The sequence below is a fragment of the Winogradskyella sp. A2 genome (assembly GCF_046762865.1).
In the GTDB taxonomy this organism is placed as follows: Bacteria; Bacteroidota; Bacteroidia; order Flavobacteriales; family Flavobacteriaceae; genus Winogradskyella.
Genome location: NZ_JBKQXM010000002.1, coordinates 526,018 through 543,078 on the forward strand (window position 1 = coordinate 526,018; position 17,061 = coordinate 543,078).

Consider the following 17,061-nt stretch of genomic DNA (forward strand, 5'->3'; position numbering starts at 1 on the left):
TTAAAAATAATAAAAAAACCTGTCAGGTTATTAATTCTTAACAGGTTTCTCTTGTCTTTAAAATTCTGCGTTTTGAGGTGTTCTTGGGTAAGGAATTACATCTCTTATATTATTCATTCCAGTAGCAAACATAACTAATCGTTCAAAGCCTAAACCAAAACCAGAATGAACTGCAGTTCCATATTTACGTAAATCCAGATACCACCATAATTCTTCTTCAGAAATATCTAATGCTTTCATTTTTTCAACTAAAACATCTAGTCGTTCCTCACGTTGTGAACCGCCAACCATTTCACCAATTCCAGGGAAGAGAATATCCATAGCTCTTACAGTTTTTCCGTCTTCATTTAAACGCATATAGAAGGCTTTAATATTTGCTGGGTAATCAAACAAAATCACAGGACATTTAAAGTGTTTTTCAACAAGAAAACGTTCATGCTCAGACTGTAAATCTGCTCCCCATTCATTAATGATATATTTAAATTTTTTCTTTTTATTTGGCTTAGAATTTCTAAGAATATCAATTGCTTCTGTATAGCTAACACGTTTAAAATTATTATCTACAACAAACCTCATTTTTTCTATCAAGCTCATTTCACTTCGCTCTGCCTGAGGTTTTGTTTTTTCTTCATCTAATAATCGTTTTTCCAGAAACGTTAAGTCTTCTTTATTATGTTCTAACACATAATTTAATACAGACTTTAAAAAATCTTCTGCCAAATCCATATTACCTGTCAAATCCATAAATGCGACTTCTGGTTCTATCATCCAGAATTCAGCTAAATGGCGAGATGTATTAGAGTTCTCTGCTCTAAATGTTGGACCAAAGGTATAAACCTTACCTAATGACATGGCATAAGTTTCAGCCTCTAATTGACCTGAAACTGTAAGATTTGTTTCCTTACCAAAAAAGTCTTCAGAATAATTTACATCACCTTTATCATTTAATGGCGGATTTTTAGGATCTAATGTGCTCACCCTAAACATTTCACCAGCTCCTTCGGCATCACTACCTGTAACAATAGGTGTATGCATATTGTAAAATCCATTCTCTGTAAAGTATTTATGGATTGCAAAAGAAAGTGATGAACGCAAACGCATTACAGCACTAAAGGTGTTTGTACGAGTACGTAAATGAGCATTCTCTCTTAAAAATTCAAACGAATGTTTTTTAGGTTGAATTGGGTAAGTCTCTGGATCAGAATCTCCCAAAATAGCCAACTCTTTTACCTGAATTTCTATACTTTGCCCTTTTCCTTGACTTTCAACTAAATCACCGTTCACTTGGATTGCTGCACCAGTTGTAACACGCTTTAATTCAGACTCCTCAAAATTTTCGAAATCTACAACACATTGGATATTATTTAAAGTAGAACCATCGTTCAAAGCAATAAAACGGTTTGCTCTAAAAGTTCTTACCCATCCTTTTACAGTAACATCTTGCAAGGTCACATCTTGTGAAAGTAATTCAGCTACAGTTTTAGTTATCATCTCTATTTAATTTTTGAATACTAAGATATATTTTCTTCTTGATTTTCAATATCATCCTCTTCATTATCATCTTCTGGGATAATATTAATTGCTGGTTCTCTTAAGACCTCCTTGTTAGCAATGTTGCGCTCTAGTGAAAGCAATAAAGAAGGCAGCAGTAATAAATTTGAAAGCATTGCGAACAATAAAGTAGCAGACACTAATGCGCCTAATGCCACTGTACCACCAAAACTAGATATTGTAAAAACAGAGAAACCAAAGAATAGAACAATAGATGTATAGAACATACTTACACCAGTTTCTCTTAAGGCAGCATAAACCGATTTTCTAATTTTCCAATGGTTGGCCTGTAGTTCTTGTCTGTATTTTGCCAAGAAATGGATTGTATCATCTACAGAAATACCAAATGCAATACTGAATACTAAAATTGTCGATGGTTTTATTGGTACACCCAAATAACCCATTAATCCAGCAGTTATCAATAATGGTAATAAGTTGGGTATTAAGGAAACGATTATCATTCTGAGCGAACGGAACATGTACGCCATAAATAATGAAATTAAAAATATGGCCAAACTCAATGAAATGACAAGGTTTCTTACAAGAAATTTTGTTCCTTTTTGAAACACTAATGCCTTACCAGTTAGAGTAACGTCATAGCGTTCCTTTGGAAATACTTTATTTATTTTGTTTTGAAGATTCTCTTGAATACGTTCCATTTTATCGGTACCAATATCCTTCATAAAGGTTGTTATACGGGCATATTGACCTGTACTATCAACAAAATTCTTCAATAAGTCTACCTCAGAATTGGAATTTTTGGCATAGGATAATATGAAACTGTTTTCTTGACTTGTTGGTAATTGGTAGTATTTGGGATTACCATTGTAATATGCTTGCTTACTATATTTAACCAAACTAACTACTGAGATTGGTTTGGAAAGCTCTGGAGTTTCAATGATCAATTCTTCAATTTCATTAATACGCTTCAATGTGCTCAGCTTCATTACGCCCTTTTTGCGTTTGGTATCTACCATTATTTCAAGAGGCATTATACCGTTAAACTCACTTTCAAAGAAACGTATATCCTTGAAGAATTGCTTGTTCTTAGGCATATCTTCAATAAGACTTCCTGAAATTGTGATTTTGTTTATACCAAGCATACTTGCTATGATTAAAACTAGTGCAGTAACGTAAATGGTGATTTTTTTGTGTTTTACCATACGTTCCATCCAATCTACAAAACCACCAATCCAGCGTTTATTTAAATGTTCTAGATGTCGTTGTTTTGGATAAGGTAGAAAAGTGTAAATGATAGGTATTATCAATAAACACAATATGAAAATCGCAAGAATACTTAGTGATGCTACAATACCAAATTCTTTTAATAATTTACTTTGAGTAAGTATGAAAGTAGCAAAACCAGACGCCGTTGTAACATTTGTCATTAATGTTGCATTACCAATTTTTGTAATAACACGTTGTAGTGATTTTACCTTGTTACCATGAGATTTTACCTCGTGCTGGTATTTGTTTATCAGGAAAATACAATTGGGTATTCCTATTACAATTATTAAAGGAGGAATTAATGCCGTAAGAACAGTAATCTCGTATTTTAATAGACCCAGTATACCAAAGGTCCACATAACTCCAATGCAAACTACAATTAACGAAATAAATGTGGCCCTGAAAGATCTAAAAAACAGGAAGAAAATGAGTGATGTTACTAGTAATGCCGCACTAATAAAAAGACCAATTTCATCAACAATATTTTGAGAGTTAAGAGTTCTAATATAAGGCATGCCAGAAACCCTGACATCTAATCCCGTTTCTTGCTCAAAAGAATTAATTATAGTCTCTAAATCTTCAATTATAAAATCTTTTCTTGCTGAAGTATTAACAATATCCTTTTTAAGATAAATTGCTGTTCTTATAGTTTTAGTCTCAGCATTGAACAAAAAATTGTCGTAGAACGGATATTTCTTAAAGAGTTCTTTTTGTAATGCATTGAGCTCATCAATAGTAGAAATTGAATCTTGTATGAATGGCTCTAATTCAAACTGTTCTTTTTTAGTGTTTTTTACAAGTTTTTGTAAGTCTTTAATGGAAAGAACAGTTTCTACTTCATCATATTCCTTAAAGGAATCTGCCAGTCTGTTCCATGCATTGAATTGATTAACGGAAAAAAGACTCGAATCCTTTACACCAAGAACAATAAGATTTCCTTCTTCACCAAAAACCTCTAAAAAATTATTATAAACTAAATTTACCTCATGATCGTCTGGTAGAAGATTAGCTTCGGTATAAGTAAAGCGCATGTGTTTCCATTGTAAACTAAAAAACACTGTTGCCAGGACAATAATTATTAATATGAAGATTTTATTACGAAGAATTAATCTCGCAATAGTCTCCCAAAATCCTGTTGTAAATAGCTTAAACATGCACTAAATTTCTTAAAGAGTTTGTTCTTTAAGATGTTATTTCTTGATAATAATAATTATTTGAATTGATGCTGAATCAAATTGAAGCCAATATGCAATTCAAAATGAGCGGCAAAGGTAGAAAAAACCTAATGATTTGCCATTTAATTAACACGAATATAATATGAGCTACAAAGAAATATTAAAGGTAAACTTAAAGGCTATATTGTCCTCTAAATTTGGGAGATGATATGAGCCATATCGATAAGCAAAACTCAACCCAAATCCTAAAAACAACTTATTAATTTCAAAGCCAGATTCTGAGTACAATTTTTCTAAAGTATTGAAATCAACTCCTTGGTGCCGGCCAATACTATTCATTGTACCAACCGCATGTCTAGATATTAAAACTAATTGTGGCTTAAACCATTCTGTAATTTTAAATGGTTTAAAGAAATGTTTAAACTGTAACGTACTAAACTTATCACTAAAAAATTCATTAAAATACATCGTTTCAAAACTGTTTAGGCCTGCTACTGAAAAACGCTGTAGAATAGTTTCTTTTCTAATATTATTTGGATAAGAATGATAAAGATGGGTTAAGGGTGTTTCACCCCCAGCAATACCAGCAACTAATCCAAAGGTTGTTAAAGATTCATTTTTGTGTTGAATATGGTATATGGTTCTAAAGTCTAATTTGGAAAAATTAAAGTCGCTTCCAAAAACAGATTTGAATCCTTGAGTATATTGTAAAGTGAATTTAGGATACCCATCTTTTTCTTCAACTATATAATCTTTTTCATATTTATAAATACTAAAAGGGCTCCACTGTAAACTAATCTTCGCAGTACTAACATCGAAAGTGTTGAAACTTTCATTATCCAAAACAAAATTATAATTATAAGTTGGATTTATTTTACTCGTAGCCAATTGGGTTTCTGACAATAGATGGTTTGATATTTTATGTTCAATGGAGATTGACTTTGTAATATGTCTATGAAATAAGTCAATGTTAAGTAAACGAGGTTCAAAAAAGGTAAAAAAGCGTTTATCTGTTAAAAATGAAGAACTACCAGTTTCTTGCAAATCATCAGTATATAACAAGTTAATCCATGTGTTTGAGTTTTTATTTATTCTAAAGCCTCCACCAAAACTAAATTTGTATCGTTCATCTTTAAAACCATATACGGTGTAGCCATTTAGGCGATAACGTTCAGAAAACCTTTCATTAGTTATACCACCAAGTCCAGTTCTAAACCCTTCGTATTGGTTGTATTTTATAAGGTATCTTAAGTCGAGGTTGAAATACTTAAATGGAAGATAGCCATTACCAAGTTTTCTTATGAATTCAATCTTTTTTATGGAGTCTTGCTTGACTTTTGCAGAATCGTTTTTGACATCACTTGGGTTTTGAGCAAAACAGTTTGTTGCAATCAGTAAACAAATAACAACAAAAAAATGCTTAGACATAAAGATGTGTTGTAGTTAAAAAAACATCCCGTTTTGTTGGGATGTTTTTTATGTTTTTTGAAGAATTCTAAACCGTCATAATTTCATTTTCTTTAACGTCTAGAATACTGTCTATCTTTTTAACGTAAGTATCTGTTAATTCTTGTATGTCAATTTCGGCATTACCTTGAAGATCTTCTGAAGCATCTGATTTTTTAATATCATGCATTGCATCTTTCCGTGCATTTCTTACACCAATTTTTGCATCTTCTGCTTCACTTTTTGCTTGTTTTGCCAATTCCTTTCGACGTTCTTCTGTAAGAGGTGGAACATTGATAATTATTGTTTCACCATTATTCATTGGATTAAAGCCTAAGTTTGCAATCATAATACCTCGCTCAATTTCTTGAAGCATGCTTTTTTCCCAAGGTTGAACAGAAATGGTCCTACCGTCTGGAGTATTAACATTTGCTACTTGATTAAGTGGAGTTTGAGCACCATAGTAGTCTACCATGACACTACCCAACATAGATGGCGTTGCTTTACCAGCTCTGATATTAACCAATTGTTTTTCTAAATGCTTTATTGCGGCATCCATGGCCTCTTTAGCTGTGTCTACAATAAATTCAATCTCTTCGTTCATAATATTATACTTTTAATTGAGCATTATCAAAATTTAAGCCAAAATTATAAATTTACTACCGTACCAATATTTTCTCCTGACACTACCTTTAACAAATTGCCCTTCTTATTCATGTCAAAAACTATAATAGGTAAGTTGTTTTCTTGGCTTAATGTAAAGGCTGTTGTATCCATTACTTTAAGACCTTTCCTAAGTACATCATCGAAGGATATCTCATCAAATTTTATGGCACTTGTATCTTTTTCTGGGTCGGCATTATAAATACCATCCACTCTAGTTCCTTTTAAAATTACATCAGCTTCCATTTCTATTGCTCTCAATACTGCTGCTGAATCTGTAGTGAAATACGGATTACCAGTTCCACCACCAAAAATAACAACTCTACCTTTTTCTAAATGGCGTATTGCTTTTCTTCTTATAAATGGCTCTGCAACTTCGTTTATTTTTATTGCGGTCTGTAATCGTGTAGGGATATTAGCGTCTTCTAATGCACTTTGCAAAGCTAATCCATTAATAACAGTAGCTAACATTCCCATATGGTCTCCCTGCACGCGGTCCATGCCATTACTTGCTCCTGAAACACCCCTAAAAATATTACCACCACCAATAACAATAGCAACCTGTATTCCTTTGTCCGTTATTGTTTTTATATCTTGAGCATATTCGGCTAAACGCTCTGGGTCTATACCATACTGACGATTTCCCATTAAGGCTTCACCAGATAATTTTAGTAAAATTCTTTTGTATTTCATTATGAATTTTGAAAGTTGAACAAAGCTACACAATTCTTAGCTTCTTTAAAAGTGAAAAAATGGACAAAAAAAAGCCTTCAATTTAATTTGAAGGCTTAAAATTTATATAATTAAGTAATTAACCTAAGGCCACTCGTTTAAATGTAGTTACCTCAACATCACCAATTGTTTTAACATAGTTAGCTACACTCACTTTACTGTCCTTGATAAATGCTTGATTTACTAGAGTATTGTCTTTAAAGAAACGCTTTAATTTTCCTTTAGCAATATTATCTAACATTGCTTCAGGTTTTCCTTCTTGACGAAGTTGGTCTTTGGCAATTTCAATTTCCTTTTCAATTATAGAAGCATCAACACCTTCTTCATTTAAAGCAATTGGATTCATTGCTGCAGCTTGCATTGCAACATCTTTAGCTACAACGTCAGCACCTTCAATATTAGCAGACAAACCTACTAAAGTGGCAATCTTGTTTCCTGCATGTATATAAGAACCAACAAATGGAGCTTCTATTTTTTCAAATGCATTAATTTCTAATTTTTCACCAATAACACCAGTTTGTTCAATTAACTTTTCGGCAACTGTCATTCCATTAAAATCTGCTGCTAGAAAATCTTCTTTAGAGTTAAAGTTCAACGCCAAATCAGCTAATTCGTGTGCAAGTGCAACAAAATTATCGTTTTTACCCACAAAATCAGTTTCACAACCTAACACAATTGAAACACCAACTGTCTTATCTCCGTTAACTTTTGCGATAGCAGCACCTTCTGTAGATTCTCTATCAGCACGTTTTGCCGCAACTTTTTGACCTTTTTTACGTAATATTTCAATGGCTTTGTCAAAATCACCATTAGCTTCAACTAATGCCTTCTTACAATCCATCATACCCGCACCAGTAGCTTTTCTTAATTTGTTTACTTCTGCTGCTGTTATTTTTACAGTATTTTCCATAATTATTAAATTTAAAAAGCCGATTAATTTTTCTCTTATAGAAAAGAATTAAACGACTTTTTTATGTATTATAAATGTTGTTTATTCTTCTTCTTTACTTGCTGCAACAGGCTCAGCTTTTGCCTCAACTGGTGCTGGTTTAGCATCTTGTTTTTGTGCTTTCCCTTCTTTTTCTACACGTTCTGCTTTTCTTTCGTTTAGCCCATCTTCAATAGCAGAGGTTACAATAGAAAGTACTTTATTGATTGATTTTGAAGCATCATCATTTGCAGGGATAAGATAATCTACTTGACGTGGGTCAGAGTTAGTATCTACCATTGCAAAGATTGGGATGTTTAATTTCTGAGCTTCTTTAATCGCAATATGTTCACGCTTTATATCAACCACAAATAGTGCACCTGGTAAACGAGTCATATCAGAAATAGACCCTAAGTTCTTTTCTAATTTAGCACGTTGACGGTCTACCTGCAGACGTTCTTTTTTAGATAAAGAGTTGAATGTACCATCTTTTTTCATTCTATCAATAGAAGCCATTTTCTTAACAGCTTTTCTAATAGTTACAAAGTTAGTTAACATACCACCTGGCCAACGCTCAGTAATGTAAGGTTGATTTACAGCACCCGCCTTTTCAGCAACGATGTCTTTAGCTTGTTTTTTAGTAGCTACAAATAAAATCTTCTTTCCAGATGCGGCAATTTTACTCAATGCTGCAGATGTTTCTTCAATTTTTGCAGCCGTTTTGTAAAGGTTGATAATATGGATACCATTACGCTCCATATAAATGTAAGGAGCCATGTTTGGGTCCCACTTACGTGTAAGGTGTCCGAAGTGTACACCTGCTTCTAGTAGTTCTTTTACTTCTACTTTTTCCATTTTTGTAATAGTTTACGTTCTGTTGAATTAGCAATGATCAAGTGGTTGCTTTTGCTCGCCTTAACCATTTAGATGCTAAACTAAATCCCAATGCTTCCATTGTGGACAACAATAACTGGTTTAAATTTTGCTGAACTATTCAGCGATTTCAATAAAATAAAGTAATTCAGAATCTGAATGTTCAGATTCTGAATTAAGGATTGTTTGGATATTAACGTTTAGAGAACTGGAATTTCTTACGCGCTTTCTTCTGACCGAATTTCTTACGCTCTACCATTCTTGGATCTCTTGTTAATAGACCTTCGGGCTTTAATATTGCTCTGTTTTCAGGATCTAATTCGCACATTGCACGAGAAAGCCCTAAACGTATTGCTTCTGCCTGGCCGGTGATACCACCTCCATATACGTTAACAGTAATATCAAAGTTGCCATCATTGTTAGTCAAGGCTAAAGGTTGGTTTACTTTGTACTGAAGTGTTCCAGTAGTAAAGTATTCCGCCATGTCTTTTTTGTTCACCGTGATTTTGCCTTTTCCTTTAGCAACATACACACGAGCAACAGCCGTCTTTCTACGGCCAATTTTGTGAATTACTTCCATTAGTTAATTTCGTTTAATTTAATTGCTTTAGGTTTTTGAGCTTCGTGAGAATGCTCAGTACCTGAAACAACTGTTAAGTTTCTAAAAAGAGTAGCGCCTAATTTATTTTTAGGCAACATTCCTTTTACTGACTTTTCTACTAATCTGGTTGGGTCTTTCTCAAACATCTCAGTAGCTGTCAGGCTTCTTTGACCACCTGGATAACCTGTGTGACGGATATAACTTTTTTCCGTCCATTTGTTTCCAGTTAAGTTGATTTTTTCTGCATTAATAACAATTACGTTATCACCGCAATCAACGTGTGGCGTAAAATTAGGTTTGTGCTTACCTCTTAAAAGTATTGCTACTCTTGAAGCTAAGCGACCCAAAGTTTGTCCTTCAGCATCAACTAAGACCCACTCCTTATTCACGGTAGCTTTGTTAGCAGAAACTGTTTTGTAGCTTAATGTATCCACACTAATTTGATTTATAACTGTGCATTTTGCACAATTGATTATACATTTCTCTCTAAAAAAGAGTTTGCAAATTTACGATAAACTATTGGATTACCAAACCTTGCTAAAGGTTTTTTTGTGCTGAAAATCAATCAGATTAATAAAATTTGAAATGAGTAATTTAAGTATTTTAAAAGAGATTGATTATTCAGAATAAATCTGTGGGTTTGGATAGAATGCTGCTGTTGCAAACCACATGCTAGTTACAGATGTTGGACTGTTCAATGTTTGACCTAATCTTGGGCCACTAATCACCTCACCAAATATAGACCACCCATTACCTTCATTATCCGTAAAAAACACGTCGGAATTAACAAATGAAAATGTATATTCTAATTGGTTGAAAATACCGTTTACTTCAAAAGCATTAATTATATTTTCGTTACCTATTACCAAGTAGTCTTTGCCATTAAAATTATCAATGATTACATTTCCATTAATAAAATTTGAAAACTTATACACTTTCGCTTTGTCATCATCTATAATTGTAAAAACTCTTTCCTTGTTAGGTAAAGCTGGATTTAATGGACTCGGAACAAATAGGAATAGATCTTGATCGGTTCTATAGTCACCATAAGGATAATTACCGTAGGGTTTATCAAAACCAGTTTGTGTGTTCAGTACTTCAGAATTTGGATACATATTTTTCCATGTGTTCCAGTTTGTTTCAATTACTGGAAAGATTTCTGGGAAATCACCGATAAGGTCCCCATTTACACATTGCAATCGCATTTGGGACCAATAACTATCTGTCTCTCTATCGTATAGTATAAGATTGCTGTTATAAAGTAATCCTGAAACACCAAAATGAGACTCAATATTTCCTTCAATGGCACTCTCCCAAGCAAACGCTGTTCCAGTTAATGGGCAATATGAAATTGAAATATTTTCAGTATCAATGATATCATTTACAATTTCGTGATAGTCTAATATAAAATGAGGATATGCTCTAATGGTATTTCCAATTTTAATTCCAACAACTATTTCATCGTCATCCATTGTAGTCTCACTTGCTAGGTTGAACATAGGATTTTCAATTGATGGAATACCATCTTTGCCTGGACCTCCATCTTTAACATCACCAACTGGAATTAGCCATGAATCGGTAGGTGAAGGATCATTATCATCTGAAGTATCTGAGTTAGAATCATTATTTGAAGGGTCACTACTGCTGCAGGAAAAAACGAGCAAGACTAATAGTAATAGATAAGTTGTTTTTATAGTTTTCATAGATTCTAATTTATTAATACAGCTTGGGGTTTATTGAATAAGTTAATTAAAAAACCTGAAGTTATTCTATACGTTGGTGTTAATTGTATACCGTCAGGTCTTGAATATAGTGGCAATTCGGCAGAAACATTAAAGGAAGTATTGCTAAAAACATTAATAGATACACTTGGAATTATAAAAAGCCAACTACCACCTGTGTTTGGTATATCTGATCCTTGAATTTTGTCTTTGACTGCATTTCTATACTTAAGTGTTATACCTGGATTTATTATAATATTTCCCATTAGAAACTGATCCGTAACTCCAAAATAAGCTTGTATGTCATTGCCGAATTCATATATAGAATCACCAAAATACGTATCATTTTCACCAGTTTGCCTGTAGACTAATCTTGTTGCAAATGTCATTGAAGGCCTAAAGTCAAAGGTTTTGTTTGCACCAAGTAGATAAATTAAATCCCAGGCATTACTTCCAGGTTGCAGATCTGCATTAAGTACAATACCTTGGTCATTTGTTTCGGTTGATGAACCTAATGGTATCTTTACACCTAGTCCTGCATTTAGATTGAATTTTTTATCAAGATTTTGGATGATTTTATATCTAACCAAAACAACAGCATCACCAATACCGTAAGTCTGATCCAAGTTTTCTTCATCAAATTGATTTATAATTCGTCTTTGGTTAACCCAAGTAAATAAACCTTCAACAGATAATCTGTCAGTAAAAGAATAACCTGCATTTATTAAAATTGAATGTGTAGTTCTTAATCTTGAATCATCATTTAAAGTTTCAGAGTCGTTTTTTAAAGTATTCAGATTATTAAAGTCATAACTCAATCCTAAAATAGCTGTATGTTCGGATGAAAATTCTAAACCAAGATTATTAGATAAAGGTATTCCTCCTGAACAACATGTTTGGCTGTACAATGAAATTGAAGTTAATAAGCCTAATGTGTAAGCAACATTTCTAAACTTCATAATAATGACATAGATATATACAAAGATTAGACGCAGATATATGGATTGCTTACATTTTAAAGAAGAGATTTAAAGGAAATATGATGAAATAGTTGCTTTAATCTAATGGTACCACAAGTACAGGAATTTTAGATTTTTTTATCAAGCTTTCAGAAACACTTCCAAATAATGCCTTATAAAAAATACCGTATGATTGATGACCTATTATAATAAGATCGATATTTAATTTTTTGGTTTTTTTTAAAATGGCATCGACCGTTACACCTTGGATGAGTAATCCTTCTGACTCTATGCCATTATTTTTTAGTTCATCCGCTAAGTCTTGAATATTCTTATGCTCTTCTCGGAGTTTATTTGCACGATCATCTCTAGTAGATTGTGGTCCGGCATCGTAACCAACATAATCAGGGTCTGGTGCAGCAACATGAATTAACCAAACTTTAGATTTGAACTTTTTGGATATTTCCAAGCTTTTATCAAGAAGTAACTGTTCATTACCTTTAAAATCAATTGGTACTAAAATATTTTTCATCACAGAAAGTATTATTAGATTATCCTTAAAATTAGAGCCTCTTTAAGATAAGAAATATTTATCATTTAAAACATGACAATTATCCGATGAAATCCAATAATTCAAAGTGTAAAGTATTTTATAAATTGAATGCATTTGACTGAATCATTTTAATTTCGTCAAATGTGAAGACTTTTGCTTTAATGAGATTATTATACTCATCAGATATTGAAGCATTAAATAAAATTAAATCATCGGTATTGATGGTAATTTTAATCCCATGATCGTGTAATATCCTTGCAGGATGATCTTTTAATTGTTTAACAGCTCCAAGGGCAATATTACTCTGAGGGCAAATATTAAGCTGTATATCATTTTTAAGAATAAGCTCCATTGTATTTTCTGAATCTACAGCTCTAATTCCATGTTGAATTTCATTTGGATTTAAGATTTGAATAGTTTCTTCAATACTTTGATGATTAGAAAACTCACCAATGTGGACTTTTGTTTTTAATCCATTGTCATTAGCAATATTATAGAGCCGAGTGAAAGGATTTAAATCCTTACCAGCTTCCTGTCCATATAAGTCAATACCATGAAAAATACCACTTTCTATACATTTTAGACTATAGTTGTAAACTTTATCAATATCTAAATCCTTATTTACACCTATATCTGGCTTAAAGTTAATTTCGAATTTATATTTCTCCTGTAGCTTGATGACTTCATGAATTACTTCTTCTATTGAATTGTTAAAAAATCTCGCTAAACCAATATCAACACTTGCCTCAAGTAGGATAACATTATCATCAATGGCACTTTGTATGGCAATGTCCATAAAGTGTATTACGTCCTCCTTTGTCGACATAATAGTATTTAAAGATCCATATATAAATTCTATCATTCCTGGCAGACCATTAAATTGATTAGGAAAGTTGATTCGGGCATTTGGATAGCGCTCTGAAAACCGTTTTTGCGAACCTGCTAAATGCAAATGACTGTGTACATCAGCCTTTTTTAATTTTGATATTTTTTCCTTTAAATCAGTCAAATTATTAGACTTTATTTACAAAAAACATTTCAACTTCTCCTTTGCCCTTAGCCTGTATTTTGCCTCTACTTTTAAATGAGAACAGTATATCTGATTTAATATGATTATAGGTGCTTTCAGAAATATTCACCTTACCTATTTCTCCGCTACTTTCCATCCTAGCAGCAGTGTTTACAGTATCTCCCCAAATATCGTATTGAAATTTTCTTAATCCTACAATACCGGCAACAACAGGTCCTGTGTGTATACCCAATCGCATTTCAAAAAAGATCTCATTTTGTTCCTTTTTTTCGGCTATCCTAGTTGTAATGAACTTTTGCATTTCTAAACCTGCAAGGACGGTATTTTTAATGGAATCTTCAGATGGAACTGGCAATCCACCGGCTGCCATATAAGCATCACCGATGGTCTTTATTTTTTCGATACTATATTTTGTGCATATATGATCGAATGCCTTAAAGCAATAGTTTATCTCCTCAATTAACTCTTTTGCACTTAATTTTTCAGAGGCCTGAGTAAATCCTTTAAAATCAGTAAAAAGTATAGAAACGTTATCAAAATCTCTTGCATCAGCACGCCCTTTGGTTTTTAATTCTTCAGCGATTTCTGCTGGTAATATATTTAATAGCAGGTTTTCGGATTTTTCCTTTTCTTTTTCAATAACATTTTTAGATTTTTTGGTATACCTCCACCTTGAGTAAAATCCTCCTGCAAGAATTAAAAACAGCAGGCCAGCACCAATTGCTATGTTTTTATTCCTATTCTTTTTACCTAAATCTGCTTGAAAAGCCATTTCTTTGCGAAGATCAATTTCAACTTGTTTTAGACTATCAGCTTCAACTTGTTTAGCAAATTCCATTTGCTGTAATTTTAAGGCAAGTTCTTCTTCTTTAAGGCTATCTTCGATTTGTTCTACCCTATCATTGTAATAAAGTGCCTGATTGGCATTACCTAGACCTTTATATGCCTCATATAAACAACTGCAACTTGTACTTTTAATACCAAGCAAACCATACTTATCACTTAGTGTTAAGCTTTTTTTACAGTTTTTTATGGCTTCCCTAAATTTATTTGTGTTTAGATAAACATCACCAATTTCTAAAAATTTGATTATTGAATTATATTCAATTTGAAATTCCTCGTCTAATCTTAAACTCTCCTTGAAAAATTCTAAAGCAATGTTAAATTGATTTTGATTTGCATAAACGCTTCCTTTTAGAAACAAGATATTAGATAAACCAACTTGTTCACCAACTTCTTTGTAAATTTTCTCACTTTGATTGTAATATTGAAGGGCTTTATTATAATCTTCTAACTGATCATATGCGACTCCTATATCTTGCAGAACATTAGCATGGCTTAAAGAATTTTGTTTTTTTTCAGTGATCAATAAGCTTTTTTCATAATATTTTAGAGCATTATTTGGGTCTTCTTGATTTGAATAAATGTTGCCAATTAAGTTATTTGTGCTTACTATTTGAGTTTCATTTTCAATTTCCTCTGCGATTTTCGCACTACGATTTATATAATTTATAGCTCTTAGATAGTCTCCTTGGTCTGAGTAGATTTCACCAATTAAGGATAAAGATTGTGAAATTTTTAATCGATCACCTTGCTCTTGAAACGTTTTCAAAGCCTTGTTACTTTCTTTAAGTGCATTAACATAATCACCATTGTAAAAATGTGATCTTGCACGTATATCTTCACTTAGGCCCAGAGAATATAAATCATTATTTTGTTCAGCAAATGATTTTAAGTTATCTACAAGAATTATTGCAGAATCGGGTTTGTCGAACATATATTCGATAAAAAGATAGGTATAATAGGCCTTAGCTCTTGTGGAATCTGTTTTAGTTTCGTCTTGCCATATATCGTAATAATTCTCCTCTTGTGCATTAACCAAGAAAAGGCAACAAAAAAGCACGAGGGATGTAATAATATTTTTCATGATTAGCTTAATCGAATATGGATCTAAAACAATACCATTATAAAATAAAACATTACAACCATTAGTAAAAAAAATAGTCCTAAAGCCATAGATTTAAATGAGCGACTTACATTTTTAAACTTTTTATCAGCTATTTTGGCATTGATATAAATCTGCTGTCCCAATTGATCGTAACGCATCCGTCCATTAGTACTTGTATTATAAAAAGTTTCTGAGAAATCTTCAATTGTACCAAACTTTGTAATTACATCACCGAAGAAAAATATATTATCATCATACTTACTCTCAATTCTTGGGATGAAGCTTCTTATACTAAAATAAATAGATGTCAGAGAGCAACAAAACCATAAAACCAAGGGTACATACATGAATGTATTTTGGGTGAAATATACCACACTACGTTCCATGTTTTGATACAAGAAATTAAACAAGATTCCGTAAAAGGATAGTATTAAACCAGCCTTTAATTCTGATGATTTAATTAGCCCAACAAAGTAATTAATACTATTCCAGTAATGAATAGTTAATTCTTGATTTGGTTTTGGGTTGGTTATCGCTTTATTATCTTTTTTAGTACTTATAGTTTCTGCCATTACAATTAAATTCAATAATGTAATCTAATTACAAAGTATGTTGTAAAATATAGTAAAGTAGAATAGTTTCCTAATTTTTATGTTTATGTGTGCAATTTAGCGCTTAGTTGCTCTTAATAATCTATCGTTTATGGACTTACCTAATCCATGGTTAGGAAATTGTTCAGCAATAATTATATCTAAATTTTTATTATCCATGTAGTGCAAGGCATCATATAACTTCGAGGCGGCTTCATTCATGTCACAGTTAACTGAGAGTACAAATTCAGATGTTACTTGTATGTTTTCAGTTTGGGTACAAAATGTAATTAAACCAATTCGTTTATTCTTGTTTTGTTTTAATGTTTCAATAACATTATCTGTTAGAACTGTGGCTGTTTTTGGCGCATAATGTCGCTCTAACATTCCAGGAGCATCCGGACTGACTTCTTTTTTGTTTTTTACTTTGATTTTACCCACAATAGTTTCTATTTCCTCAATAGGTATAGACCCAAGCCTGTATATGATAGGTTCATCATTTTCAAAACCAATAATGGTTGATTCTATACCGCTTGTGCAAGGTCCTCCATCTAAAACCAATTTAATATCATTTCTAAAATAGTTTTCTACATGTTCAGGTTTTGTTGGACTAATATTGCTAAATGGATTGGCACTTGGTGCAGCCAATGGAAAATCTAATTGTTTTAATAGCTCCAGTGTTTTTGGGTGATTAGGTACTCTTACCGCAACGGTTGATTTATTTGATGTAATTATATTTGGTATGGATTTTTGTTTAGGTAATACTAATGTAATTGGCCCTGGCCAGAAGGCATCTGCTAACAACTTAGCCTTTTCTGGGATATGTGTAACGATATCTGATAATCTGTCTTTTGATGCAATGTGAACAATCAAGGGATTAAAACTTGGACGCTTTTTAGTATTAAAGATCAATTTAATTGCTTTCTCTGAATAGATATTTCCAGCTAATCCATACACTGTTTCTGTAGGAATTGCTACCAGCTCCTCATTATTCAAAAGCTCAATCGCTTTAGATATGTCCGTAGAAATAATGCTCATAAGTAATATTGCAATATTACTTAAAA

Annotated in this window: 16 protein-coding genes; all 16 read right to left on the reverse strand. The window is 32.4% G+C overall.

Annotated elements, in window-relative coordinates:
* Positions 1-57: 57 nt before the first annotated feature.
* Complete coding sequence (gene asnS / locus ACFWV9_RS05510) at positions 58-1,491, reverse strand: asparagine--tRNA ligase (protein ID WP_411894234.1); 1,434 nt, start codon at positions 1,489-1,491, stop codon at positions 58-60.
* Positions 1,492-1,511: 20 nt separating this feature from the next.
* Positions 1,512-3,932, reverse strand: a complete 2,421-nt coding sequence (locus ACFWV9_RS05515; RefSeq protein ID WP_411894235.1) for an efflux RND transporter permease subunit — start codon at positions 3,930-3,932, stop codon at positions 1,512-1,514.
* Positions 3,933-4,100: 168 nt separating this feature from the next.
* Positions 4,101-5,381 carry a DUF5686 family protein gene (locus ACFWV9_RS05520; protein ID WP_411894236.1) on the reverse strand — a complete coding sequence of 427 codons (1,281 nt, stop codon included), beginning with the start codon at positions 5,379-5,381 and terminating at the stop codon, positions 4,101-4,103.
* 67 nt (positions 5,382-5,448) lie between these two features.
* Positions 5,449-6,003: a ribosome recycling factor gene (gene frr, locus ACFWV9_RS05525; RefSeq protein WP_411894237.1), complete on the reverse strand. Its 555-nt coding sequence runs from the start codon at positions 6,001-6,003 to the stop codon at positions 5,449-5,451.
* 44 nt (positions 6,004-6,047) lie between these two features.
* A complete protein-coding gene (pyrH, locus tag ACFWV9_RS05530) occupies positions 6,048-6,755 on the reverse strand; it encodes a UMP kinase (RefSeq protein ID WP_411894238.1) in 708 nt (235 codons plus the stop codon).
* A gap of 118 nt (positions 6,756-6,873) precedes the next feature.
* The gene (gene tsf, locus ACFWV9_RS05535) at positions 6,874-7,704 is read right to left on the reverse strand and encodes a translation elongation factor Ts (protein WP_411894239.1); all 831 of its coding nucleotides are present in this window, start codon (positions 7,702-7,704) and stop codon (positions 6,874-6,876) included.
* Positions 7,705-7,785: 81 nt separating this feature from the next.
* Positions 7,786-8,577, reverse strand: coding sequence for a 30S ribosomal protein S2 (gene rpsB / locus ACFWV9_RS05540; protein WP_411894240.1), 792 nt, complete (start codon positions 8,575-8,577; stop codon positions 7,786-7,788).
* A gap of 211 nt (positions 8,578-8,788) precedes the next feature.
* Positions 8,789-9,175, reverse strand: coding sequence for a 30S ribosomal protein S9 (rpsI, locus tag ACFWV9_RS05545; protein ID WP_299122041.1), 387 nt, complete (start codon positions 9,173-9,175; stop codon positions 8,789-8,791).
* On the reverse strand, positions 9,175-9,630 hold the full coding sequence (gene rplM / locus ACFWV9_RS05550) for a 50S ribosomal protein L13 (protein WP_411894241.1): 456 nt from the start codon (positions 9,628-9,630) through the stop codon (positions 9,175-9,177). The genes rpsI and rplM overlap by 1 nt, the downstream gene beginning before the upstream one ends.
* A gap of 183 nt (positions 9,631-9,813) precedes the next feature.
* Entirely contained in the window at positions 9,814-10,899 is a 1,086-nt protein-coding gene (locus tag ACFWV9_RS05555) for a DUF3179 domain-containing protein (protein WP_411894242.1), read from the reverse strand.
* Positions 10,900-10,904: 5 nt separating this feature from the next.
* A complete protein-coding gene (locus ACFWV9_RS05560; protein ID WP_411894243.1) occupies positions 10,905-11,876 on the reverse strand; it encodes a hypothetical protein in 972 nt (323 codons plus the stop codon).
* 97 nt (positions 11,877-11,973) lie between these two features.
* On the reverse strand, positions 11,974-12,408 hold the full coding sequence (locus tag ACFWV9_RS05565) for a universal stress protein (protein ID WP_411894244.1): 435 nt from the start codon (positions 12,406-12,408) through the stop codon (positions 11,974-11,976).
* 118 nt (positions 12,409-12,526) lie between these two features.
* Positions 12,527-13,438 (reverse strand): hypothetical protein, encoded by a 912-nt coding sequence (locus tag ACFWV9_RS05570; protein ID WP_411894245.1) that lies wholly within the window; start codon positions 13,436-13,438, stop codon positions 12,527-12,529.
* Between the two features lie 4 nt (positions 13,439-13,442).
* Positions 13,443-15,386: an adenylate/guanylate cyclase domain-containing protein gene (locus ACFWV9_RS05575; RefSeq protein ID WP_411894246.1), complete on the reverse strand. Its 1,944-nt coding sequence runs from the start codon at positions 15,384-15,386 to the stop codon at positions 13,443-13,445.
* A 23-nt stretch (positions 15,387-15,409) separates the two neighbouring features.
* Positions 15,410-15,979 carry a Pycsar system effector family protein gene (locus ACFWV9_RS05580; RefSeq protein WP_411894247.1) on the reverse strand — a complete coding sequence of 190 codons (570 nt, stop codon included), beginning with the start codon at positions 15,977-15,979 and terminating at the stop codon, positions 15,410-15,412.
* Between the two features lie 96 nt (positions 15,980-16,075).
* On the reverse strand, positions 16,076-17,035 hold the full coding sequence (locus tag ACFWV9_RS05585) for an L-threonylcarbamoyladenylate synthase (RefSeq protein WP_411894248.1): 960 nt from the start codon (positions 17,033-17,035) through the stop codon (positions 16,076-16,078).
* Positions 17,036-17,061: the final 26 nt, after the last annotated feature.